Origin of the sequence: Actinoplanes sp. NPDC049118, assembly GCF_040648555.1 — a bacterium.
Lineage (GTDB): Bacteria > Actinomycetota > Actinomycetes > Mycobacteriales > Micromonosporaceae > Actinoplanes.
Genome location: NZ_JBEZDY010000008.1, coordinates 151,096 through 172,391 on the forward strand (window position 1 = coordinate 151,096; position 21,296 = coordinate 172,391).

Sequence of the window (21,296 nt, forward strand, 5' to 3'; positions counted from 1 at the left end):
GAACATAGATTTATATGCATATATATCAGGGCAACTCCGCGCGCGATTTGGCACAACAGCTCACGCGCGGAGGTCCCCGCGCGTCACTGAAAGCGGAACTCGCCGGCTTTCACGCCCGCCTCGAACGCGATCCATTCGTCCGCCGTGAAGTTCAGCGGTGCCGCATCCGGGTTCTTCGAGTCCCTGATCAGGTACTCATCTCCGACCTTCGCGACCTCGACGCAGGTCGTGTTTCCGCATCGGCTGCTCTTACGCCACGCGGGCTCGTGAGAAAGGTTGATCATTTACATAGCCTTCCAGCATTGATCCCCGCAAGCACTCGCTCCGGGGTAAACGGTGTTACGCGTACCCTGGGCGACTGCTGTGGTTCGCTTCGAGTGCACGGATGCGACCGGCGATGAATTCCATGGTTGCGGCCTCATCGGTGACGGCGTTCCAAACCTTGTCGAAGCGAGCGCGGTGACGCGCTGTCGACTCTTTGTCCTCCACGAGTTCGTCGCTTAGGCCATTTTCCCGGTAGAGCAACAGCCCGCCGTCGTCATCGCTGAGCGTGACCAGGTCGAAGCTGGCGTTGTTGGTGAGGGGCGTCACGGGGTCGAACGGGATCATCCGTATCCGGGCCTGCCCCGCCGTGGCCAACTCGTGCAGCAGCCTGAGCTGGTCGGCGAAGATCACATTACCGCCGATGGGCCTGAGCAGGACGGATTGATCGAGCAACAGGAACAGGTCGAACTTGCCGACCCGTGAGAGGAGGGCCTCGTGGCGGAGTCTGCGTGCCTCAAGGCGTGCGTCGATCTGCCCGTCCGGCATCTCCTCCGCCCACATCGACAACAGCGACTCCGCGTAGGCGGGAGTCTGTAGCGGGCCGGGCAGGAAGTGCACGTTGTAGTAACGGATTGCGAGCGCCTCGGCCTCATATTCGATGAGCTTACGAAGCGAGTCGCTCAGGAAGGTGCGGTACTTCGAATCCTGCCACCACGGCTTGGTGGAGCGGGTCCGAGAGATCTTGGCGTCGGTCAGCATCGCCGCGACGGTGGCCTTGTCCTTGATGCCGAGGTACGTCAGCAGCGCCCGGAGATCGTTGGGGGCGATCGTGACATCGCCGTTCTCGATCCGGATCACCTTGCTGAGCGACCACTCCATCTCCTCGGCAACCTGGAGCTGGGTGTGACCGGCCGTCTCGCGAGCCTCTCGCAACGCGAGGCGTACTCGCCTGCGCGCCACATTGGGCGAGACGACACCCTCAGTCATTTTTCCTTCAAGATCGAGTCTGTAACGTGCCACCTCGCTGACTGCAGCATGGCAACCAGCGAGGTCGCGCGTCATCGTACTCACTGTCTTACCAGAACGACTCTGCCCGGGTGGAAGGTTCATCGAAAAGTGATGAGTCACCCGTTGGAGGCGCTAAGTGATCCACTATGCGGCCAGGCGATATGGCGCCGAGGAGGAACGAGCGTCCTCGATGGCACGACTGAGGGCGCGCGTGACCTGGTTGAACACTCGCTCATCGGACGACGCGTAAATCGTGACCCGGGAACCCCGATAGGTGGCCTGCACCTGCCAGAGCGACACCTTGCGTCGCTGACGTACGGCCAATGTGGCCACCGACGCGGCGACCACGACCAGACTCAATGGATAGGCCGCCGCGGGCGCCACCATCAGCCAGCCGGCGACGAAGAAGGCCAGAGCGGTGGTGACGACGAGAACGGTGTTGGTGCTCAGCCCGGCGGCGACGCTGCGGATCCGGCCGACCTCACGAAGGTCGCGGATGACGAAGTCGGCCCGCTCGGACCCGTTCCAGATGAAGTGTTCGTCGGTGAGAAAAGCGTCCGGGCCTCGGTAGTAGATGCGCACGGCGGTATCCCCTTCCGGAACTCCGTGATGAGGAGGGGAGAGGGGTCGCGTCGGCCCTGAGAGAATTCCCCGCCTCGCCCGTCAGGACGGGAAGCCCGGAGACAGCACGGCACCCGGTTGCCGCCGGGTGCCGTTCGTTCCCCCTCCGCACTTCGCCCGTTCTGCCGAGAAACAGTTCAGCATGTACACCAGGCTGATCGCTACCCCTCAAGGTGCTACCTTGCAGATTGCGAACAAGCACCTTCCTGCCGCCCGGTGGGGCTTGCGGAAAGACCGTCGATCCTCTTCCGCGCTGTCGGCTCCGCTAGGCGATGAAGCGGGCGCGGCGACGCCGCGCGACGAGCACGCCCAGCACACCGGCGCCGGTCAACAGCAGGCCGATCCCACCGATCAACCCGCCCGTCGGGCCGGTGAGCGCCAGTTCGGAGCCGCGAACGACGCGGACCTCGCTGGTTCCGGTGATCGGCGTCAGTCCCTTGGCGGAGAACGTGATGGTCACCGTTCCGGTGTCCCCGGGCTTGGCGGCCTTGGTGGCTTTCACCACCACGGGCAGGTACCCCTCGATCGTCTCTCCCTCGAAGGAGAGTTCACGCGGATCGGTGCAGACGACCCGGGTCGGTGACGGTTTGACGCACTCGCCGCCGCCGTCCTTGCTCGGGGTGAGCCGAACCCCGGAGACCCCACTCAGGTCATAGGTGACCTTCGCCCCGGTCAGCTTCGTCGGGCCCGTCGTGGACCACAGGTTCGGTCCCAGCGGGTCGATGGCGGTGCCGCCGACGGGTACCTCGACGTCCGGGAAGGCCCCCGAGATCGGGTCGCCCTGGTGGACCCCGCCGGCCCGGGCCGGGCCGACCACGGTGGCGAGGAGAACGCCGGCCACCGCCAGCGCGCCCATCAGGCGCCGCGCGTACAGATCCTGCATTGACGGTGTCTCTCTCCAGTGGCGGAACAGCGCGACGCGACATCACTAGCCGTTAGATATCGCGTTCGCAGCGTATGCGGCGGTTCCCCGATCACCTCGCATTTCGCCCGCGAGGCAGCAGAAACGCCGGGCGGCCAGTCCCCTTCAAGCACCCGAATGCGGTTCAGCCAGCGGCCGACGCCGCCCGGCGCGGCTTGTCGAACCTGATCGCCGACGGGCTCTCCGGGGCCGCATAGACGAACGCGCGGCCCTCGCCCGGAGCACCAACCGCTGCTGGCATCTCTCTTCGAGACTGGTCGTCCGTTACTGCAGCGCCCATGCATCCACTCCTCATGATCATGGTGGGGCGCATCGAAAGTGACTTCGCCCGCCCGGAACAGCGACGGCCGGTCTCGCCATCCATGTCGTCGAGGGCGAATATGGTCGCCTAAGCCGATGCCCCAATGAGTCAAGTCCGCGTCTCCGGTGCCGATGATTCTGTTTTCCGCACGTGCGTCATGGCCGTGCTATCGGCCGCCCGATCACAGGAGGCATGGATGGGATTGTCAGGCCGCGACTGCCCTGACTGCCGACGCCGTGTCCGTGAGCCGTTCGAGAAGACGATCACCGGCCGGGAGGTCTGTCCGGACTGCGCGAAGGCCCTGCTCATGGGCTCTACCGCAGGCGCGATCACCAGCGATGTCGGTTCCGGATACGGGGTCTGGGCAATGCTCATGCGCAAGATCCGGCGTTCCGATTGAACCCAGGGAGGTCGGCCGTCGACGTTGATCGCAATGAAGTTCTCGCGTGGTCTTGCCCTCGGCCGTGCGCCGGGCGGCGTATGCGCGGGTGCTTTCGTCGTAGCTGAGCCGGCCGAGCGGCAGGACCCCAGTCCTCGCTACGCCCTCTGAGACAGCAAAGGCCCCACCCCGGTGGGGTAGGGCCTTTACGTCCGGGTTAGCGCTCCGGTGACGAGTCCTGCGATGATTGGGCCGCGCACAACGTTGCTCAGCATGAGACCTCCGAAGTCTGTCCGTTTTCGAACCACCGCCGACGGCTGCCGCGATTGATCCGAGGGACAGTTCGGCCTAACGCCTTGTCCCTTGAGGTGTTCCGGGTCGCCGGGTCGCGCCGGCGGTGAGCAGTGCCCTACAACGGCCGTGGTTTGGCTCCCCATTCCCTAGCGAAGGCCGCGCACTTTCTACGCGCGAATGAGCAATCAGCGGGCATCCAACGGCGGCAAATTTCAGTACGTTGACCGCACGGTCACCCGCTCCCGAACGGTCAGGCTGCGGCCAACCAAGAGGCCAGACTTCGATTTTCTCGTGAGGGCGCCGCCCCGAAGTGCCCCCAACACGAACCGTCACCGGTTCTTGATCTTGCAAAGGGTCGAAGCCCCAGGCCGTGTGACCTGGGGCTTCGCATGGAGCCGCCTGACGGAATCGAACCGTCGACCTACGCATTACGAGTCCGTCGGTCGTTGGTGCATGGGGTTGCATGACCTGCGGATTCGCATCCCATGCAACCCCTTTCAGCGGGGTGCAGTACACCCCCTACTACACCCTTGATCTTGCACTCAGCGTGACGGCCATCAGAATCGATCGCCGCGCAATCGCCTTTGGATCCGACGGATTGCCGCGATCGTCGCGGGATCCAGCCCCGCCGGCGCCACTCCGTCGCCCTCGATGATCTCTCGCACCTGGTCATTCGTATAGCGCGACGCGTGGGCCGCTGGGTCAATGGGATCGGGGCCTGCAACGACGACAAGGCCAGCGGCTTGGGCGGGGAGGGCGGAGGGCCAGTCGGCGGCGACATCGGTGACCACGTAGCCGCGCGCGGCGCAGCGGTCTAGGCATTCGGCGGTGACGGTGTCGAGGTGGTCGGGCGGGACGTAGACGACAGCGATGGTCAAGACGATCCCCCTTCATTGCACTGGGAAAGATCGGCCGCGAGAAACACGAGTTAATCTCCCGTTAACCTTCCTGACCACGTTCCGGAGGACTTCCGGGACCTCCGGTGCCCGAGTTACGGGTGAGGCGGCAGACATGCATCACCCGTCCGGATAGGACGATCACAATCCGTTGCTAGATCATCATTCAGAGTCCACACTGCGGGGCGGCACCCCACACGCGAAGGACCGGCGATGACCCATCCCGATCAGCAGCCACCCACCGTCCCCGGCAACCACCCCCAGCAGCCGCCCGCGGCGCCGTACGTGCCCCCGCCAGCCGCCTGGGCTGCAGCCCAGGCGGCCGCGCCGCAGCCCTCGAGGTCACGGCTCGACTGGTGGACCCGTGGGCCCGGCGTCATCTTGGTCGTCATCACGGCCGGCCTGGCAATCTTCGGCATCGTCGCCGCCACGGACGACGACTCGCAGTCGAGCCCGCAGGATCAGGCGGCTGGCGCCAAGGCCGCGTGTGTCGAGGAGTTCATCCCGGCGCGGCTGAAGTCGCCGGCGACGGCGAGGTTCTCCGGCGTGGCGATCGCCAGCGTGGACACCTCTGCCGTCGGTGAGACGTACACCGTGACCGGCTCGGTCGACGCGGAGAACGGATTCGGCGCGTTGATCCGGTCACGGTTCACCTGCATCGTGCACCCCGACGGCGGCCGGTGGGAGCTCAACTCGGCCACGGTCGACTGACCCGCGCCTACGCCCGATCTGGCGCCTTACCGGCCGTGCGAGTAGCGGTAGTCGCCGTCCTCGGGCCCTGAGCTGCCGTAGCACCGCTGCCCGGGGCAGACGACGAGCCGAGCCGCTCGCCGGTCGACAGCATCCGCACGCTGCCGTCGTCCTGCAGCTCGGCGTAGACGGCTCGGGGCTCCCAGTACGAACCGCGCCGCACGCTGCCGCGGATCGTGTGCCAGCCCTCGTGGCTGCCCGGCTCCGTGCTGGTGACGCGCAACTCGAGGTAGGGGGCGTCGTTGCGCATCACCGTGACCGTGGCGCCGCGCTCCGGAGGCTTCATCACCGGCTGGTCACCAGCCCCGCGTCAGGCGGGCCGCCGGGTACGGCCCGAACCGGCGGCCAGCGGGCGGGTGACCGACGACGTACCGCGGACCACCGGGTGCATCCTCGACATCGAGGATCACAGCGTGGCGGTGGACGTCGATCTCGATGGGATCGTCGACCGAGGTCTGGACCTTGACGCGGTCGCCGATCGCGAGAGCCCTCTCGGCCTGGTGCTGACTGCGCATCGCGCCCCTCCTCCAGTCGGGAAGGCGACGGGCTGCGACTTCTCGCGGCCGGCAACCCGCCGCCTCCAACCACGATCGTCGCCGCCTGATCACGGAAGGTGGGCGGACGGGCGTCCGGTGCCCGTCCGCGCCACGAATTGCGGACGCGGACAGAACCGCGGACAACCCGGAAGGGTCAGGCGCGCGCGGCGCGGACGGCGTCCGAGTACAGCTCGGTGGTCAACTCGGCCGGTGCGACGCCCAGCTCGCCGAGCAGGTCGCGGACGGCGGCGAGCGCCTGGTCGACGTCGTGCTCCTCGGCCATCGTCTCCACCTCGAGGAAGGTGCCCTCGATCTCCGGCACCCGCACCACCGTGGCCAGGAACTCCCGGCCGCCGTCGCTGAACCGGTAGTTCTCGCAGTCCTTCGTGAACGCGATGCTCGCCCCATAGCCGAGGGCGTCGAGCATGTGGGCGACCGCGGTAGGCGCTGCGACGGTGGTCTCGTGCTCCGGCTTCGAGCCGGACGCCTCGTCGACGGCCGGGTCCTTGAAGGTCAGCAGATGCCGGACGAGGTCGGGCGTCTCTACGGTGCGCAGGCGCAGCTCCCGCCCGGCGCGGTCGAGGGCCCCGTCGGGGGTGTCGTAGTAGGTGTCGCGGTAGATCGCCTTCTCGACCTCGGCGCGGCCTGCGAGGGCTGAGCGGACCGCGTCCGGGTCGGCGAGCCGGGCCTTCAGTTCGGCTTCGATCACAGGGGTCTCCTCAGATGACGCGGCGGGCGTGGGCGTGCATGTCGTCGAACTGGCGGCAGTAGCCGGACCAGAAGCTGCCGCGCGGGGTTCTCGGGATCTCGTAGATCGTCGACTCGTGTCCCTCCCAGCCTGGGGCGAAGCTCGACACCCACAGGAGGTCGTCGACGCGGATGGTCCGCCAGATCGGCCGGCTGCGGTACAGCGACACGCACAGGTCGAGACCGTCGGCGGCCGCGGCCAGCTCTTCCAGGCGGGCCAGGGTGAACTTGATGCCCGCGGCGAACGCGGCCGGGGTCTCGCCGATCTCGCCGGCGCGCTCGGCGGCCGCCTCACAGTCCGGGTCGAGCAGCAGCACCCGCGCCTTCAGCGCGTCACGTCGGCTGGCGAGGGCGGGCCGAAGCAGCGAGTCGTTCAGTCCGATGATCCCGAGGCCGCGGATCGCGAGCACGTCGAGCTGGGCGGCGACCGCGCTGCGCCGCCGGATCTCCTCGCCCACGGGCCCTTGGTGGGCGAAGTGCCGCACGACTTCGGACGCGATGCGATCCGACGGGGTCGTCGGTCGGGTGGTGGCCGCGGCGGCAGTGAGCCGCCCGCTGGCGCCGAGCAGGTGGTCGAGGCGCTCGGCGGTCTCGACGGGCGGCACCTTGCGGCCGGTCTCCCAGTCGCCGATGAGGCTCTTCGAGTGGTTGGCGAGCGGCTGGAACGCGCGCAGCGATAGTCCACGCGCGAGGCGCAGCTGGCGTAGCAGATCGCCGAAGGTCGGGGCGGGCTCATCCACGGGTCACGTCCCTGCTTGCGGTCAGGGGCGGCGGCCGGCCGCAAGTCCGGCCGCCGCGATCGACGGTACCCGCGGCGAGCGCGATGAGGGAATGACGGTTACCAAACCTCATGGGTGACCGGGCGCCGGTCCTACGACTCCTTGCTGCGGGTACCGAATCGCCTGTTCAGGGTGGACCGGTTGAAGCCGGTCTCGTCGCACAGCCGATCGTCCGGGACGCCGCCGGCACGCGCAGTCAGGATCGCTTCCCACGCCGCTTCCTTGTCGGCGTCGGCGCGCGCCTGTGACTGGTCCGACTTCTTGGCCGCTTTGACTGCCTCGGCCAGCAGTTTCTGCTGGTCATCGGTCAGCTTGGTGATCGGCCTCGGCACGGTGGTCACGTTATCACTCCTGTCCCGCTTGACACACTATCGTGGTTGCAGGTTAGTGTCTGACGTAGGACATTAACAAGCCCAACGTGAGGCGGCACAGATGGACGGGTATGGGATCCAGATCGACACGGAGTCGCGCGGCACCAGTCGGTTCCGAGCCGGCGGCGCGGAGACGTGGGACATCGAGGAGGCGGAAGCCCTCGCGTTCCCGCTCCTCGAGTCACGCCGCGCGAGGTACGTGACGTTCGGCAACGGCGAGCACGAGTTCCGCATCTGGGGCGAGAACGTCAGCGACCTCGGCAACTTCAACGACACGGACACCGGACCGCGCTGGTCCGACTGGTACGTCGACGTCGAGATCAACGGGCACCGCTGGGTCTACCGCCCCTGCGCGGAACTCAGCGAATACCCCGACGCCGACGAGCTGGCCGAGACCGCCGCCAGCTTGGCCCCGGACGTCACCCGCGTCTGGCTCGGCCGCAGCGACGGCAGCGAGGAGCACGTGTCCGCGGTCGAGGACTAACCGGCGCCCCGGGGAGCGGGGACTCCCGCTCCCCCAGTTCGACCCTGGAAGGCTTCCTGTGAACGTCGCTCGCAAACGCTCGGCGATCCGCGCCGTGCTCGTGCTGGGGGTCGCCGCGTCCATCGCGGCGAACGTCCTGCACGCCCGCGACAACCCGATCAGCCAGACCATCGCCGCGTGGCCGCCGCTGGCGCTGCTGATCACCGTCGAGATCATCGCCCGTATCCCGGTCCACAGCCGCGCGCTGGCGGCCGCCAGGCTCGTGGCGACAGCGACGATCGCCGGCATCGCCGCGTGGGTGTCGTACTGGCACATGGCGGATGTCGCGTCGCGGTACGGCGAGACCGGCGCCAGCCCGTACCTGCTGCCGCTGTCGGTCGACGGCCTGATCGTTGTCGCGTCGATCTGTCTGGTCGAGCTGTCCGGACAGACACCCGACACCGACACCACGGTCACCGGACCGGACAACACCGTCGGGCCCGCGGTCAGTCCGGTGCTCCAGTACGCCCGGCCGATCGGCCCACAACCGGAGCCGCCCGCCACGGAAACCGACACCACGCCGACAGCCAAGCCGACACTGTCGAACCGAAAGCGGGTTGCCGCGGCGCACCGACAGACACCCAAGGCCACCAACGCCCAGCTGGCCGAACGGCTCGACGTGTCCGTCAAGACCGTCGAGCGGTACCGCCCGCCGCGACCCGCCAACGGACACGTCCCCCAGCTCGCCAAGACCCCCTGACGGAAGGCTCCGACATGCCCAGCGACCCGCTGCGGCCGTACCGGCTGCGCGTCTTCGACGGCACCTACGAGGTACTCACCAAGCGCCCCGTCGTCCTCGATCTGGACCTGGACTCGCCCGCCACGGCGAGCATCCTGGACCGACAGCTGACGACCCTCACGCGCGCCGCCCGCATTCTGGAGAACGACCCGATGGCCAGCCCGCGCCTCGAGGTGTGGGACGTCAGGACCGGCGAGAAGGTGCGGGACGTCTTCTGATGCTGTCCACCACCTACGCGGCCCTCGCGAAACCCGACACGGATCCGGCGAAGACCGTCGCCGACCTTCCCCACGTCATGTCGGCGACGGCAGTGGCTGTCCTGCTCCTGCTGGCCCTGGTCATCGACTACATGTCCGTGGGGCCGAACAGCCTGCGCGACCGGCTGGCGTTCCTGATGGGTGTCGCCGCGATCCGCGAGGGCTTCAACGGCTCCCCACTGGACAGGTGGACGGTCGGCATGGCCACCCGCGGCATCGAGATGCTGCTGAGCAGCCCGCCGGTGTCCGGGTCATACCTGGCCGGCGCGTCCATCAACGCGGTCGTCGGCGCCGCCGTCGGGCTGCTGTTCCTCTACACGGTCGGGTGCCTGCTGCCCATGAAGGCCTCGAAAAAGCTGGGCCGGTTCGCGACGCTGAACTTCCCGCAGTCGCCGATGATGCGGATCAACTGGAAGCTCTGGGCCGCGGCGATCCTGCTCGGCATGCTGGCCGACCTGCCGGCCGGGTTCATCGGCGGCCTGACCGAGGGCTCCGTCGTCTTCCTCACGGGGCTGTTCGCCCCGCTCCCCGAATGGCTGTTCGGAGCATGACCATGCTGATCGCCGCCGCCGAAGAGGCGCAGCGCGGATGGGGCGGACCCGTCGCCCTCGTCGCCGCCTGCGCGATCTTCTGGCTGTTCGTAGTCGTACACCGCAAGATCAAGAACCCCTCCCCTCCCCCACCGGTACAGCCCACCCCCAAACCCATCACCGCAGGTCAGCGCCGACCGCGCCCGATCGCTGCACGGCCCGAGCCCAAGTCGGCCCCCGACGCAAAACTGCGCGAGACCGTGTTCCCCGGACGCGAGACCGCGGACGACAACCCGTGGTACGGCCGCATCATCGAGGCCGGCGGCCGCCGGTTTCGGGCCGCCGCGCACATCGCCCGCACGGGGGAGTCCCCGCCGCCGGAGCCGCCGCGTGACGACTTCGACGACGCCTTGGACCTGCTCGACGAAAGCGAGGACTGACCATGGCCGTGAGAGTGCAGACGATGTGGTGGTGCCGGCCGTGCAGCAGGCGCATCGCCCGCCCGCTGTGGAAGAACCCCGGCCAGTCGAACCAGTGGGCCTACCACCTGGCCGGCGGCGGGTGGGGCCACAGCCTGGAATCCGCGCCGATGATCGAGGGCGAACTCGTTCCCGACCACGCCGATGCAGGGATCCGGTAAGCCACCCGGACCGGCTGCTGGTCCTGGGCACGACGAAGCGCCCCCACCCGCGATGGGTGGGGGCGCCGTTGTGTCAGAGGGTGCCGCTAGGGTCGCGGCAGTTGCGTCGTATCAGACCCGCGAGTCGGAGCCCCAACCGACGGCCACGGCCGTCCTGGGCGACTCGGCCGGGGCAACGGCGATGCCGAGGAACGACAGCACCGCGAACGCGATCAGCAACGCGTCGTTGCTGTCGACCCCGCCGACGATGATCGTGGTGGCCACCTGCAGCCCGGCCAGCACAGCACCGATCGCGGTCTTGACCCACGGCGCCGACGGCACCAGCGGGACGATGTAAGTCAGTAGCGCGGTGCACACGGCGATGCCGATGGCGACAGCCTCGGACGGGTCGACGCGGCCGTCGCCGGAGAGCTGCGGCACGGCGACGACGGCGACCGCGTACAGCGCGGCGACGATGGATTTCCCGTAGACCTGCATGATGGCTCCTGTCGGAGGTGATGACGGATGGTGCGGCTGATCGAGGTGAAGCGGCGCGGCAAGACCGTCTGGGCCGAGGTCGCACCCGAGGCGTGTCCGGCCGGGCACAGGGGCGAGTTGGTTCCGACGTACGGGGGCTGCCCGACCGCGGAGTGCGGGCTACCGACGCGGTACTGGCGGTGCCGGGCCGACGGCTGCGGAGACGTGGCGATCGACGACGAGCATGTGCACCGCAGCGGCGGAGGCACCTCACGGTGAGCAGTCTCGAATCACCCGTTAGGTGGTCACGGCTACCTTGCACCCGTGACGCCGACCGACCACATCGCCCTGTCTGCCTTGATGATGTCCGGCTTGGCGGTGGCCATCGCGACCGTCGCCGTGCTCTACGGCCGCCGCCAGGCCATCGCCGCCGAGAAGTCGATCCCGGCGCCGCCCCCAGAGGTTGACTGGGTCATCGAGAACGACGCTCCTGGCTTTCGCCTGCGGAACTTCGGCATCGGAACTGCAACCGGGGTTCGCTTTGCCCTGCCCGACAGCGGGGACATCGACGTGCGGGTCACCGATGGGTCAGACGAGGTTCCGCGTCACGGGTCTATCGGCTTCCGCGTGACGGTCAGGTGGGCGGCCGGTCAGCAGCTCCGGGAACTGCCGGTGTGCTGGGACGGCCAGGAGGAGCCGGTGCTGGTGCCGATACCTGTCGGGTCACCTCGGCGATCCGAGTAAGCACCCGACTACTTCGCCGGGCCGTAGATCGCGACGAGGATCGTCACCACCAGGGCCGCCAGGGGGATCAGAGCGGCCAACGACGCCAGCGGCCAACGCGACCGCTCCAGCGACCGCAGCCGGGTCTCGTGATCGACCAGCTTCTCCGCCGCCCCGGCCAGTGGTCTCAACTCCAGCTCGTGTTCCGCCAGCACCTGCTGGTCGCGGTCCTGCTTGGCCAGGGCCGAGTCGACCCGAGTGGTGAGCGCGATCAGCTGCCGGTAGATGTCGCCCAGGGTGATGACCACCCCGCCGCCGTCCGGCGAGGTCATGCCGCGAGGAGCTGGCCGACCGCCGCCGCTCGGTCGCCGAGCGCGGCGCGGAGCGCGGCCGCGATGTCGTCGTTCGACCGCCCCGCCGCGGTGATCCCCTCGAGGACGTCACCGACGATGCTTGCGCGGGACTCGTCGAGCCGGGCGAGGATCGTGGGCAGGTCCGCGTCGTCGGCGGCGACGTTCGCGGCGATGACCCGGACGATGTCGGTGACCGCGTCGACCCGGTCCCTGACCTGGTAGCCGAGGGCCGTGCCGACCACCGCCCGGTTCAGGGCGTAGTTCGGGCCGAACGTCGGGTTGGTCTTCGCGCCGACCGGGTCCGGGTTGGCCACGCCGCCCGGCTTCACGTCGCCGTCGGCGTCGAGGCCGGGGTCGTGGGTGAGTACGGCCACGGCCAGGGCCTCGCGGCCGGCCGCGCTCCTCGCCCACTCCGTCAGCCAGGCGTGCAGTTCGCTCTTCGTCACGTCGTCCCCTTCCATGATCGCCGCGACCCTCGGCCGCTCCTTCGTCATCACGACTCCGTACGGGTCCGACTTCGTCGACCCCTCCCCCGGCGGCCGCCCTTCGTACGGCTGGTGCTCGTAGTGCGCGGCCAGGCGCTTCATCGGGTCGGCGCCGAGCCGCCGCATGATGACGGCGGTGGCCCGGCGCACGGCGTCGAGCTGGGCGGCCGGCCACGGCTCCCCGCGGTTGTCGTTGGCCATCTCGATGCCGAGCAGGCGCGTGTTCCCGAGGCCTTTGTTCGGGCCGGCCCAGCCGACCTTGTTGTGGTTGCACCGGCCGGCGGCGCAGAGGTAGAGGGTGCCGTCGCGGTAGGCCATGATCTGCGCGATCGGTGGCGGCGCCGTCGCCGAGCCGTGCAGGATGACGTTCACCTCGCCCTGCGCGGTCGAGGTCCGCGAACCGGCGGTGGCGTGCCAGGTGACGCCGATCGGGTCGAAGTCCGTGCTGCCGCGGGTCTTCCAGCCGTCGACCTCGACGACGCGGAGACCGGCCTTGCGGAGCTCGTCGGCGAGCCAGGTCAGTCGTGCCATCAGGAAACCCCCACCCACCAGGCGGTCGCGCCGCCGGTCATCGTGCCGATCGTGCTGGGCGCCGACCCGGCCGTGGTCAGCCCGGAGTCCGCGGTCGCGAACCGGAAGTTGGGCGCGCTGAGCCCGGCATTGGTGATCGCGGAAGAGGAGTTCACGCCCCGGGACAGCGTCGGCGCGGTGGTGCCGTTGTACCACCAGCGGACCTTGTACCAGTCGCCCGGAGTGACTGCCTGAGCCGCCGTCAGCGCGCACGTCCTGAACCCGCCCGTGGCCCAGTTCGACGCCTGGTCGGCCGTGATGCCCAGCTGCACACCGGCGTCGGTGTGCAGGCTCGCGAAGCACTGCCCGGCGGTCAGGCCGGACCCGGCCACGGTGAAGTGGAAGTGGATGTTGGTGATCAGGCTGGCCAAAGCGCGGAAGCGGACCACGTACGAGAGCCCGGCCGTGGGCAGGATCGTGCCCGCCTGCACGCCGGTCGGCTCGAAGGTCCAGCCGGCGAAGCCGTGGTCGCTGGCCTTGATGACACCCGCGTCGGTGGAGTAGTTCTGCCAGGTGCCGGGCGTGCCGGCAACCGTGCACCGGTAGATGCCCGTGAGGGTGACGACCACGTCGTTGACCGCCCAGGTTCCCGACGTGGGCGCGCCGGCGATGGCGAGGTAGCCGCACCACCCGAGGTTCGTCGCCGAGTTCTTCGCGCCGAGGTAGGCCACCCCAGTTGCCGCGTTGATGCTCTGCTCGGCCAGGTAGACGGTGCTGCCGAACTCCGTCAGGCCCGCGAGGGTGCTGCCCGCGCTACGGAGCCGGATCAGGGCGGTCTGGGCGCCGCCGAAGACCGGGCCGGCGAAGCTGGAGATGACGACGTCGCCGGCCATCTTGTCGACGTCGACGGCGCCGCCGGTGGACCGGAAACGCAGGCCGGAGCTGTTGTCGCCCTTGCGGACGGTCAGGGTCGAGTCGACGACCTCGCCGCCGTCGGCGTCGAGCTTGGCGGCGAGCTCCTCGGTGAGGGTCTCGTAGCTGACCAGGTTGTCGATGTCGTCCGGGGTCAGGTAGGTGCCGGCGGGCTGCTTACCGTCGAGCTGGGTCTGCAGGTCGGCGATGTCGTCGATGCCGAGCGCATTCAGCTGGGCCAGGGTGGCGTAGGTGGTACCGGCCACCGCGGCGCCGTCGACCTGGAGCAGGTCGGCGAGCTCGACGCTGGCGGTCTGGTAGTCGAGCTGCAGCGTGCCCGTGATCGTGACGCCGCCGATCGTGGCCCGCACCGCGTACGCCCAGTCGACCGGCGTCCAGCCGGGATCGTTCGTCGCGGGCAGCTGGACGCTGAACTCGCCGTCCTCGTCGAGGTTGGCGGAGCGGGTGAACGGGGCCACGATGCTGTTGTCGGTCGGGCCGAGCAGCGTGTACGGGCACTCGAAGCGCAGGCGGCCGGACGCGCCGCCCGACGGGAGGGCGTCGAACCGGCCGTGCACGGAGACGAGCGTGAGCCCTGCGGGGAACGGCAAGGTGACCTCCCGGCCTTAGATGACGACGCCGGAGTCGGCCGGCGCGACACCCTCGTCGGAAACGACCAAGTCGAGGATGTCGGTGCCGGAGCAGAAGACGACCAGGTTGCCGGTTCCCGCCTGCCGCAGCGCCGAGAGCAGGACCGACAGGGTGGCGTCGGAGCTCGGTGCGTAGAACGTGTTCAGCGGGACGATGTTGCTGTTTGTGGCGTCATCGATGGTCTGCCGGATGTTGGCGATCTGCGTGCTGGATGTGGTCGCGGTACCGGAGGTCGAGATGCGGATACGGCACACGGCGATGTCGTTCGACACCGTCGTGTCCATGTTGATGTTGGAGGTGGAGATTCGGTACAGCCTGCCCGCCAGGACCGGGATGCCGTCGAGGCGCAACACGCCAGTTTCGGTGGTCGTTATGTTGCCGGTCGCCGTGGTGCGCCGGCCTCGAGCGATGACCCCGTTCGGGACCGCGTCGCGGAACCTGGCGCCGGTCATCCGGCGCCCGGAGATCGCGGTGTCGTCGACAGCCATGCCTCGCCCTTCTACAGCGCCAGATAGACGGGTTCGGCCAGCCGGACCAGGGCCCCGGCCGCGTGGGACTTGACGATGCCGTTCACCGAGCGGGTGACGGTCAAGGTCTGCTTGGAGGTGCTGAACAGGGCGGACACCGCGGTCAGGGTCATCACCTCGCCGCCGATCTCGATGGCCATCGGCTCGTCACCGTCGTGCCAGGCCGAGTACGGGTCGTCGCCGTAGTCGACGACGATCGCCGTGTCGTTGTCGTCGATGCCGGCGTCCAGGGCGCTGGTTTCGGAGTCGAGGACCCAGCCCGAGTCGTCCATCAGCGGGATGTCGTACGGCCCGGCCGGGGAGCAGTTGAACGCGATCGTCCAGCCGTCGGGCCACAGCGTGGCCTCGAAGCCCTCCGCGATCACGTCCGGGTCGGAGCCGGCCACCTGGTCGAGGCCGGTCGTGACCTGGATCCGGGGCGCGAACGGGGCGATGCGCCACGCTGGCAGCAGGTGCGGGCTCCGGGCGAAGTTGATCGTGATCTGCGGCCAGCGCGGGTCCGGCCGGGTGCCCAGGTACGTGCGCCAGCCGGCCTGATCCGGCAGGACGTCGTCGGTCTCGACGTTGATCGTGGCCGTGTCGTCCCACAGGCCTTCGGCGTCGATGTGCTCCTGATCGAAGACCCGGGCACTGCTGCCGTCGTAGCGGGCCACGGTCCAGTCGTTGCGGACCTTCTGGTCGTCGTCGGCCGGGTCCGGCGGCTGGTCGATCTCACCGGCCGGCACGGACAGCTCGAGGTCGACTGGCTGTTCGTAGCGTGCCGTCAGCGGCCGGTACCGCAGGCCGTTGCCGTACTCGTACAGGATTCCGTAGTCGGCCGCAGCCGCTTCCTCGATCGCGTTGAGCAGCGACCCCGGTCGTTGCGGGCCCATGGCCGCGGAGTCGTCGGCGGCGGACGGGATGGCGGCGCTGTCGATGACGCACGGCACGTTGCCCTCGAGGCACAGCCGCTCGATCCGGTCGGCGGCCAGCTCACCCCGGTAGCCGTCCGACACGGCGTAGAACGTGGCGTCGACGAACGGCAGAGTGTTCTCGCCGATCCACAGGTGCGACCAGGCGGCGCCGTTGCAGTCGCTGCCGCCAAGGTCGACGCCGTACACCCGCGGCGTCACCGAGCTGGCGTACGTGGAGTTCACGGTGTAGGTGGCCGTATCGCCGACGGCGTGGTAGTTCATCGCCCAGCTGACCGTCCCGCCGGAGCGTTCCGCCTCCAGCTGCCACGCAACCCAGGAATTCCAGCTGGTCACGCCGCCGACGCCGGTGGTGCTGTTGACCGTCAGCGTGCCGTCGGCCTCGTAACCTCGGACCCGGATCACCGTCCCGCTCGACTCCAGCCGCAACTCCCACCGAGTGATCAGCCCGGCGGCGGTGTACGTGGCGAGGGTCGTATCGGAGCCGGGCGTGCCGGCCAGCTTGGCGAGGAACAGCGCGGCGAAGCCGGTGCCGGTCTGCCTTCGGCTCGTCGTCGCCCGGATCCGGCCGGCCGCGGCGGTGAACACCGGGGCCACGCTCGCGCCGGCCAGGGTCGAGTCCTGCGCGGCGTTGACGTCGGAGCCGCGGGCCGCACCGACGTACGGCACCGAGGACGCGAACCGGGTGGCGCCGGACTCGTCTTCGAGGGGCCAGTAGCCGATCGGTGAGTAGCCGGACAGCTGTCGGTACAGCGGCGACCGCAGCGCGGTCGAGTTCTGCCGGATCCGCCGCAGGATCCCGGCGGCCTGGATCGGCGCCCAGCAGTCGCGGCCGCTCTTGTCCCACCGCACCGGCCACGAGATGACCGAGCCGGTGAACTCGATGGCCTCGTACGACAGGTCCGCGACCTTGAAGTTCACCGTCCCCGGGTTGGTGTTCCCGTTGGTGCGCCAGAAGTACAGGCCGCTGGTGCTGTAGATCCGCGCGTCGGCGAGGACCGTGTCGGTGGTCGTCGTGCTCCACGTGTCCGGCTCGTCGTCCTCCGGGTTGTCTGGGTCGGCGGGCTTCCACACGCGCAGGCGCAGATCCTCGCCGACGCCCTGGGCGTGCACGCGGAACTTGTCGTTCGCCACGTAGGTGGCGGCCAGGGTGACCGAGGAGAGGACGACGAGGCCACCGGAGTAGATCCGGAAGATTTTGGCCTGGACCGCCCCGCCGGTGTTGAAGCAGACGGCGAAGATGAGCAGCTCCGCGCCGGTCGAATCGGCCCGGGCCATGAGCCCGTAGACGAGGTCGGAGCCGGTAGCGGCGACGGTCGGCCACACCGTCATGTAGGCGTCGAAGTCGCGCATGTTCGCGTCGGCCAGGCGCGGCGCCGTGGCGGCGTTAGCGGCCGGGAACGCGGCCTGCGCGCTGGTGCCGTCGGTCGACCAGATCGCCGCGGAGGCCCAGGAGGCGCCGCCCGACGACGTGCCGAGCCCGCCGGCCACGGTGCGGCTGAAGTCGTCGACGCCCGACCGCACGGCCAGGGTGATCGGCGTGCCCCGGCGTAGCAGCCCGTAGAAGCGGCCGTTGGGGTTGGCGGTCGAGAAGTCGCCGGCGGCATCGTCCAGGGTCAGGTTCATCTTCCCGGCGTCCGCCGACGCGGCCTCGTCGGGCCGGCCACCCGAGTAGGTGATCGGCTGACCGCCCTGGGAGCCCGGCCGGCGCACCGACGTGGTGATGTCGACGCCGGCGGGCCAGTTCTCCTGGTCGACCGGGTTGCCGCCGGGGTAGATCCGCACCACGGGCTCGAACGGCGTGCCGACGGCGCTCACGGCAGCTGCCCGGTGCGGAACATCTCCCGGAGCCAGGCCAGGTGTTTGGTCTCGGCGCCGGTCACGTCGAAGACGTGGCGGACCGTCTGTACGCCGGCGACGGGCGAGCTGCCGCCCATGCGGCCGCCGCGCGCGTAGTCCTGGACGCTCGGAATAATCTGCCCGTCACGGTCCGGGACGAACACCTCGGCGCGCTTCTCGCCGACCAGGTACGCCTCGCCCTTGCGGACCGGGCCGCCCTCCGCCCGGGCGTTCTTGCGGAGCGCGGAGTCCAGCGCGGAACTCGACCCGGTAGAACCGGTGACGATCCGGGCGGTCTCGACGACCGTCCGCTTGTGCGCCGGGATCTTCTTCAGCAGCGCGATGTACGCGCGCATCTCCTTCTCGGCCTTCGTGTCCTCCCAGACCGCCCGGGTGCCCGCGGTCTTCGGGATGCCAAGGATCTCGTCGGCAAGCTTCTCGGCCTCGGCCTTGGTTTTGCCGAACTGGGTCGCGGTCCGGATGAACGCCTGGCGGTTCTGCTCGGCGACAACGTTCGCCTGCCCGCTGGCTCCGTTCAGCTCGACGTACTTGGTGTAGTTGTCCCGCAACTGGGTCGCCAGGGTGCTGAGCGCCTCCCGGTTGGCGCGGCCCTTCTCGGTGTTGGCGTCGGTGGTCTTCCCGTTCTTCTCCGCCGCCTCGCGCGCCTTGTCGAGGGCCTCCGCGACGTCGGTCTCCGAGTCGTACAGGCTCTGACCCGCCTCGACCGAGTCGTGCAGCTGCTGGATGAATGTGTCGAGCGGGTCCTTGGCCGCCGTAGCGGCCTCGCCCACCTTGCCGATGCCGTCGGCAGCGGCGTCGGTGCCGACTTTGTAGTGGCCGAGGGTGCCACTGCCGTCGCTGAGGAGCTGGTTGACCGCCTTGAGCCCCGCGCCGGCTTCGAGGGTCGTGCCCTGCAGTTGCTCGTTCAGCTCCATCAGGCCGTTGATCGTCCCGAACGAAATGTCCGTCAGGTGACCCAGCGAGGTGAACACCGTGTCCAGGCCATCCGCCGCACTTTCGGCGTTGTCGGCCAGGCTGGACAGGCCCTCGCCGACCTCCGTGCCGATCTTGCCGATCCCGTCGGCGATCGAGTCGATGACCGGCCCGGCGTTCGCGACCAGGTCCTCAAGGCCGTCACCGAGCCCCTCGAGCGCCGTGCCGACGCCCTCGGCGAGCGGGACCACATACTCCTTGGAGTCGGCGAAGATCTCCTCGACGTTGATGGTGTCGAGGGCCTTGCGGATGATGCCGACGCCCTCGATGGCGGGCTGCACGAAACCGTCGGCGGCGCTCGTCAGCCGGTCTTTCAGGCCGTCACTGAGGGCCTTGATCTCGCCGGCGACCCGCGGGTCCTTGCGCGCGACCATGAGGCCGCCCACGACACCGCCGATACCGGCGCCGCCGATGATGGCCCCGGCGAGGGAGGAGGCGATCAGCGGCGCGGCCGCCGCGGCGATCGCGCCGCCGACGACGGGACCGACCGAGGCGCCGGCCTTGGTAGCGACCGACATGCCGGCGTCGGTGATGCCGGCGCCGATGTTGCTGATCAGCTTGCGGCCGAAACCCTTCGAGGTGTCCTCGTCCGGCTCCTCCGGGATGATCCCCTCGAGGATGCCCTTGCTCTTGCTGATCTTGCGCAGGTCGGCCTCGAGGGCGCGGATCCCCTTCGACAGGTCCGCACGCTCGGCGGCGTCCTCGGTGTCGGCGAAGGCCCGGGCCAGAGATTCCATCTCCCGCTCGAGCAGGTCCGACTCGCGGTTGAGCTTCTCGACGCGCTTGGCGCTCTCGTCGGCGGCCTTGCCGTACTTGTCGAGGTTCCGCGCCGCGGAGTCGGTGCCGGACTTCGTGTTGTCCCGGGCGAAGAGATCGAGGTTGATCTTCCGGTCGTCACCGGCCATCTCGACTCTCCTTCCTCGCGGTGAAGTAGTCGAGGTGTGCACGTATCTGACCGACGGTCAGGTCGCCCAGGCGGTGCGGTGGGATGCCCGCTTCGAAGGTGAAGAACGGCTCCACCCGGGCCAGAAGCCGGGCTACACCGTCGTCGGCGAGGTCGGCGAACTCTCCGAAGGCGTCGGGTCCAAAGGGACCGCGACGTCCTCCTGCGGCTCGTCGAGGATCTGCTCGAAGTGCACCAGGAAGACCAGCGGTTCGTACTTGTCGAAGTCGCCCGCAAGGTCCGGTGCCGCCAGGTGCACGCCGATCCAGGTCGCGGCGAGCCGGCCCATGACGCCGTCCTCGGCGAACTCCGTCATGACGCGCACCAGCTTCAGGCCGCCCAACGCGGCTTCCAGCCGCGCCTGCTGGCGGGCCGGCATCCGCACGATGGCGGTCTCGTCGTAGACGTACCAGCGGTCACCGAAGCGGGCAACGTCGGCCTCGTCGGTGAACCGGAACCGGAACGGCTTCAACAGGGAACGGGATCTCAACGACTTCAGCCCTTCAGCAGCCTGGACGCGAAGTCGTCCAGGACCTTCCCGATCTCGCGGGCGGCCTCGTCAGCCGCGCCGTCGGTCCCGCGGCGGTGGAACCCCGCCCGGATCCTGGTCATCGACCACGGGTTCGGCTGCGCCGTACCCGCGCGGGGGCCGCGTTTGATCCGCCGCGACCGGCCGTACACCGGGTGTCGCAGCCGGCCGTCGTCGAGTGCGCGGATGTCGCGCCGCTCTTTCGTGCCGTCCGCGTACGTCGTCAGCGTCAGCGACGCCGTGCGGGCGCCGGTCCGCTGCGCCACCCGGAACTTCAGCGACCGCGTGATCTCAGCCCGGTAGCCGCCCCGTGCCGGCATCGCGGCGATGGCCTCACGCCGCACTGACTCCGCCACCGGCTTGCCCGCCTTGCGCAGCGCGGCGGACATCTCCCGGGCCATGCCCTTGTCGCCGACGGCTTTGATCTGCGCGGCGAGGCGGCGCAGCTCGGCGCGGCCGGTGATGCTGGCGGTGAGGCTCATCAGGACGTGTTCCGGGCGATGCCGTCGGCGTCGGACAGTGGCCAGGAGATCTGCGTCTTCGCGAGCTCGCCGACCGAGTTCCCGAACGGGTTGTGCTGGTTCGGCAGGTAGGAGCCGACGTACTCAGGGTTGGTGGCTCCGATCGCCGCGGTGGTCGGGCGGACCTTGACGACGACAGGCGCTCGGGTGGCGTGTGCGGTGTACAGCGTGACGTCCGTGGCTGACGCGGCGTGGTCCTGGTTGAACTGCGCCGACAGCGTGGAGTCGCCGAGGCCGGCGATCCGCGACCGGCTGGTGTCACCGAAGGCGGTGTCCTCGAGGGCCTCGTACTCCATCGGCAGGGTGACGCCGGTGCAGAACGCGGACACCACCACCGAGTTGATTTCCACCCGGCAGTCGGTCAGGGCGTATGCGGACATGGGTGC

29 protein-coding genes are annotated in these 21,296 nt (G+C 69.1%); 9 read left to right on the top strand and 20 right to left on the bottom strand.

Annotated elements, in window-relative coordinates; translation table 11 throughout:
* Positions 1-83: 83 nt before the first annotated feature.
* From AB0B58_RS14495 to AB0B58_RS14515, 5 genes are all read right to left on the bottom strand, one after another.
* Positions 84-284 carry a DUF397 domain-containing protein gene (locus tag AB0B58_RS14495; RefSeq protein WP_360223127.1) on the bottom strand — a complete coding sequence of 67 codons (201 nt, stop codon included), beginning with the start codon at positions 282-284 and terminating at the stop codon, positions 84-86.
* Positions 285-339: 55 nt separating this feature from the next.
* A complete protein-coding gene (locus AB0B58_RS14500; RefSeq protein WP_360223130.1) occupies positions 340-1,326 on the bottom strand; it encodes a helix-turn-helix transcriptional regulator in 987 nt (328 codons plus the stop codon).
* Between the two features lie 90 nt (positions 1,327-1,416).
* Positions 1,417-1,854 carry a DUF6232 family protein gene (locus tag AB0B58_RS14505; RefSeq protein WP_360223133.1) on the bottom strand — a complete coding sequence of 146 codons (438 nt, stop codon included), beginning with the start codon at positions 1,852-1,854 and terminating at the stop codon, positions 1,417-1,419.
* Positions 1,855-2,158: 304 nt separating this feature from the next.
* Complete coding sequence (locus AB0B58_RS14510; protein ID WP_360223136.1) at positions 2,159-2,776, bottom strand: hypothetical protein; 618 nt, start codon at positions 2,774-2,776, stop codon at positions 2,159-2,161.
* 1,570 nt (positions 2,777-4,346) lie between these two features.
* A complete protein-coding gene (locus tag AB0B58_RS14515; RefSeq protein ID WP_360223139.1) occupies positions 4,347-4,667 on the bottom strand; it encodes a hypothetical protein in 321 nt (106 codons plus the stop codon).
* Positions 4,668-4,898: 231 nt separating this feature from the next.
* Between AB0B58_RS14515 and AB0B58_RS14520 the strand changes: the two genes are divergently transcribed.
* On the top strand, positions 4,899-5,396 hold the full coding sequence (locus AB0B58_RS14520; protein WP_360223142.1) for a hypothetical protein: 498 nt from the start codon (positions 4,899-4,901) through the stop codon (positions 5,394-5,396).
* Positions 5,397-5,403: 7 nt separating this feature from the next.
* Here the strand turns inward: AB0B58_RS14520 and AB0B58_RS14525 are convergent, their stop codons facing one another.
* The 5 genes from AB0B58_RS14525 to AB0B58_RS14545 all read right to left on the bottom strand — a co-directional run bounded on the left by AB0B58_RS14525 (position 5,404) and on the right by AB0B58_RS14545 (position 7,838).
* Positions 5,404-5,724, bottom strand: a complete 321-nt coding sequence (locus AB0B58_RS14525; protein WP_360223145.1) for a hypothetical protein — start codon at positions 5,722-5,724, stop codon at positions 5,404-5,406.
* A 7-nt stretch (positions 5,725-5,731) separates the two neighbouring features.
* Positions 5,732-5,950, bottom strand: coding sequence for a hypothetical protein (locus AB0B58_RS14530; RefSeq protein WP_360223148.1), 219 nt, complete (start codon positions 5,948-5,950; stop codon positions 5,732-5,734).
* A gap of 175 nt (positions 5,951-6,125) precedes the next feature.
* Entirely contained in the window at positions 6,126-6,680 is a 555-nt protein-coding gene (locus AB0B58_RS14535) for a class IV adenylate cyclase (RefSeq protein ID WP_360223151.1), read from the bottom strand.
* A 10-nt stretch (positions 6,681-6,690) separates the two neighbouring features.
* On the bottom strand, positions 6,691-7,458 hold the full coding sequence (locus AB0B58_RS14540; RefSeq protein ID WP_360223154.1) for a helix-turn-helix transcriptional regulator: 768 nt from the start codon (positions 7,456-7,458) through the stop codon (positions 6,691-6,693).
* Positions 7,459-7,589: 131 nt separating this feature from the next.
* A complete protein-coding gene (locus AB0B58_RS14545; RefSeq protein WP_360223157.1) occupies positions 7,590-7,838 on the bottom strand; it encodes a hypothetical protein in 249 nt (82 codons plus the stop codon).
* A gap of 91 nt (positions 7,839-7,929) precedes the next feature.
* On the opposite strand from AB0B58_RS14545, the gene AB0B58_RS14550 reads away from it, so the two are divergent.
* From AB0B58_RS14550 to AB0B58_RS14575, 6 genes are read left to right on the top strand one after another with little or no spacing between them, the layout of a single operon-like run.
* Positions 7,930-8,352 carry a hypothetical protein gene (locus AB0B58_RS14550; RefSeq protein WP_360223160.1) on the top strand — a complete coding sequence of 141 codons (423 nt, stop codon included), beginning with the start codon at positions 7,930-7,932 and terminating at the stop codon, positions 8,350-8,352.
* Between the two features lie 58 nt (positions 8,353-8,410).
* Positions 8,411-9,091 (top strand): DUF2637 domain-containing protein, encoded by a 681-nt coding sequence (locus tag AB0B58_RS14555; protein WP_360223163.1) that lies wholly within the window; start codon positions 8,411-8,413, stop codon positions 9,089-9,091.
* Between the two features lie 14 nt (positions 9,092-9,105).
* Positions 9,106-9,348: a hypothetical protein gene (locus AB0B58_RS14560; protein ID WP_360223166.1), complete on the top strand. Its 243-nt coding sequence runs from the start codon at positions 9,106-9,108 to the stop codon at positions 9,346-9,348.
* Positions 9,348-9,938, top strand: a complete 591-nt coding sequence (locus tag AB0B58_RS14565) for a hypothetical protein (RefSeq protein ID WP_360223169.1) — start codon at positions 9,348-9,350, stop codon at positions 9,936-9,938. Before AB0B58_RS14560 ends, AB0B58_RS14565 begins: the two co-directional genes overlap by 1 nt.
* The gene (locus tag AB0B58_RS14570) at positions 9,935-10,357 is read left to right on the top strand and encodes a hypothetical protein (protein WP_360223172.1); all 423 of its coding nucleotides are present in this window, start codon (positions 9,935-9,937) and stop codon (positions 10,355-10,357) included. Before AB0B58_RS14565 ends, AB0B58_RS14570 begins: the two co-directional genes overlap by 4 nt.
* A gap of 2 nt (positions 10,358-10,359) precedes the next feature.
* Positions 10,360-10,557 carry a hypothetical protein gene (locus AB0B58_RS14575; RefSeq protein ID WP_360223175.1) on the top strand — a complete coding sequence of 66 codons (198 nt, stop codon included), beginning with the start codon at positions 10,360-10,362 and terminating at the stop codon, positions 10,555-10,557.
* Between the two features lie 111 nt (positions 10,558-10,668).
* On the opposite strand, the gene AB0B58_RS14580 is transcribed toward AB0B58_RS14575, so the two are convergent.
* A complete protein-coding gene (locus AB0B58_RS14580) occupies positions 10,669-11,034 on the bottom strand; it encodes a hypothetical protein (protein WP_360223178.1) in 366 nt (121 codons plus the stop codon).
* A gap of 27 nt (positions 11,035-11,061) precedes the next feature.
* Between AB0B58_RS14580 and AB0B58_RS14585 the strand changes: the two genes are divergently transcribed.
* Positions 11,062-11,292 carry a hypothetical protein gene (locus tag AB0B58_RS14585; RefSeq protein WP_360223181.1) on the top strand — a complete coding sequence of 77 codons (231 nt, stop codon included), beginning with the start codon at positions 11,062-11,064 and terminating at the stop codon, positions 11,290-11,292.
* A gap of 45 nt (positions 11,293-11,337) precedes the next feature.
* Entirely contained in the window at positions 11,338-11,757 is a 420-nt protein-coding gene (locus AB0B58_RS14590; protein ID WP_360223184.1) for a hypothetical protein, read from the top strand.
* Between the two features lie 8 nt (positions 11,758-11,765).
* Here the strand turns inward: AB0B58_RS14590 and AB0B58_RS14595 are convergent, their stop codons facing one another.
* The 9 genes from AB0B58_RS14595 to AB0B58_RS14635 all read right to left on the bottom strand — a co-directional run bounded on the left by AB0B58_RS14595 (position 11,766) and on the right by AB0B58_RS14635 (position 21,290).
* On the bottom strand, positions 11,766-12,068 hold the full coding sequence (locus tag AB0B58_RS14595) for a hypothetical protein (RefSeq protein WP_360223187.1): 303 nt from the start codon (positions 12,066-12,068) through the stop codon (positions 11,766-11,768).
* Complete coding sequence (locus AB0B58_RS14600) at positions 12,065-13,105, bottom strand: N-acetylmuramoyl-L-alanine amidase (protein ID WP_360223190.1); 1,041 nt, start codon at positions 13,103-13,105, stop codon at positions 12,065-12,067. Before AB0B58_RS14600 ends, AB0B58_RS14595 begins: the two co-directional genes overlap by 4 nt.
* Positions 13,105-14,607, bottom strand: coding sequence for a hypothetical protein (locus AB0B58_RS14605; RefSeq protein ID WP_360223193.1), 1,503 nt, complete (start codon positions 14,605-14,607; stop codon positions 13,105-13,107). The genes AB0B58_RS14600 and AB0B58_RS14605 overlap by 1 nt, the downstream gene beginning before the upstream one ends.
* A gap of 15 nt (positions 14,608-14,622) precedes the next feature.
* Entirely contained in the window at positions 14,623-15,135 is a 513-nt protein-coding gene (locus tag AB0B58_RS14610) for a hypothetical protein (RefSeq protein ID WP_360223196.1), read from the bottom strand.
* An 11-nt stretch (positions 15,136-15,146) separates the two neighbouring features.
* Positions 15,147-17,903, bottom strand: a complete 2,757-nt coding sequence (locus AB0B58_RS14615) for a hypothetical protein (RefSeq protein WP_360223199.1) — start codon at positions 17,901-17,903, stop codon at positions 15,147-15,149.
* Positions 17,900-19,822 carry a hypothetical protein gene (locus AB0B58_RS14620; protein ID WP_360223202.1) on the bottom strand — a complete coding sequence of 641 codons (1,923 nt, stop codon included), beginning with the start codon at positions 19,820-19,822 and terminating at the stop codon, positions 17,900-17,902. Before AB0B58_RS14620 ends, AB0B58_RS14615 begins: the two co-directional genes overlap by 4 nt.
* A 132-nt stretch (positions 19,823-19,954) precedes the next feature.
* Entirely contained in the window at positions 19,955-20,332 is a 378-nt protein-coding gene (locus tag AB0B58_RS14625) for a hypothetical protein (protein WP_360223205.1), read from the bottom strand.
* A gap of 23 nt (positions 20,333-20,355) precedes the next feature.
* Entirely contained in the window at positions 20,356-20,871 is a 516-nt protein-coding gene (locus AB0B58_RS14630) for a hypothetical protein (protein ID WP_360223208.1), read from the bottom strand.
* Positions 20,871-21,290 carry a radical SAM protein gene (locus tag AB0B58_RS14635; protein WP_360223211.1) on the bottom strand — a complete coding sequence of 140 codons (420 nt, stop codon included), beginning with the start codon at positions 21,288-21,290 and terminating at the stop codon, positions 20,871-20,873. Before AB0B58_RS14635 ends, AB0B58_RS14630 begins: the two co-directional genes overlap by 1 nt.
* Positions 21,291-21,296: the final 6 nt, after the last annotated feature.

Excerpts from the sequence above, each read along its gene's own strand:
- AB0B58_RS14530 (WP_360223148.1), bottom strand. The coding sequence starts at position 5,950 with ATGCGCAGTCAGCACCAGGCCGAGAGGGCTCTCGCGATCGGCGACCGC.
- AB0B58_RS14630 (WP_360223208.1), bottom strand. The coding sequence starts at position 20,871 with ATGAGCCTCACCGCCAGCATCACCGGCCGCGCCGAGCTGCGCCGCCTC.
- AB0B58_RS14570 (WP_360223172.1), top strand. The coding sequence starts at position 9,935 with ATGACCATGCTGATCGCCGCCGCCGAAGAGGCGCAGCGCGGATGGGGC.
- AB0B58_RS14520 (WP_360223142.1), top strand. The coding sequence starts at position 4,899 with ATGACCCATCCCGATCAGCAGCCACCCACCGTCCCCGGCAACCACCCC.
- AB0B58_RS14495 (WP_360223127.1), bottom strand. The coding sequence starts at position 284 with ATGATCAACCTTTCTCACGAGCCCGCGTGGCGTAAGAGCAGCCGATGC.
- AB0B58_RS14600 (WP_360223190.1), bottom strand. The coding sequence starts at position 13,105 with ATGGCACGACTGACCTGGCTCGCCGACGAGCTCCGCAAGGCCGGTCTC.
- AB0B58_RS14510 (WP_360223136.1), bottom strand. The coding sequence starts at position 2,776 with ATGCAGGATCTGTACGCGCGGCGCCTGATGGGCGCGCTGGCGGTGGCC.
- AB0B58_RS14635 (WP_360223211.1), bottom strand. The coding sequence starts at position 21,290 with ATGTCCGCATACGCCCTGACCGACTGCCGGGTGGAAATCAACTCGGTG.
- AB0B58_RS14565 (WP_360223169.1), top strand. The coding sequence starts at position 9,348 with ATGCTGTCCACCACCTACGCGGCCCTCGCGAAACCCGACACGGATCCG.
- AB0B58_RS14580 (WP_360223178.1), bottom strand. The coding sequence starts at position 11,034 with ATGCAGGTCTACGGGAAATCCATCGTCGCCGCGCTGTACGCGGTCGCC.
- AB0B58_RS14500 (WP_360223130.1), bottom strand. The coding sequence starts at position 1,326 with ATGACGCGCGACCTCGCTGGTTGCCATGCTGCAGTCAGCGAGGTGGCA.
- AB0B58_RS14620 (WP_360223202.1), bottom strand. The coding sequence starts at position 19,822 with ATGGCCGGTGACGACCGGAAGATCAACCTCGATCTCTTCGCCCGGGAC.
- AB0B58_RS14575 (WP_360223175.1), top strand. The coding sequence starts at position 10,360 with ATGGCCGTGAGAGTGCAGACGATGTGGTGGTGCCGGCCGTGCAGCAGG.
- AB0B58_RS14595 (WP_360223187.1), bottom strand. The coding sequence starts at position 12,068 with ATGACCTCGCCGGACGGCGGCGGGGTGGTCATCACCCTGGGCGACATC.
- AB0B58_RS14610 (WP_360223196.1), bottom strand. The coding sequence starts at position 15,135 with ATGGCTGTCGACGACACCGCGATCTCCGGGCGCCGGATGACCGGCGCC.
- AB0B58_RS14585 (WP_360223181.1), top strand. The coding sequence starts at position 11,062 with ATGGTGCGGCTGATCGAGGTGAAGCGGCGCGGCAAGACCGTCTGGGCC.
- AB0B58_RS14560 (WP_360223166.1), top strand. The coding sequence starts at position 9,106 with ATGCCCAGCGACCCGCTGCGGCCGTACCGGCTGCGCGTCTTCGACGGC.
- AB0B58_RS14550 (WP_360223160.1), top strand. The coding sequence starts at position 7,930 with ATGGACGGGTATGGGATCCAGATCGACACGGAGTCGCGCGGCACCAGT.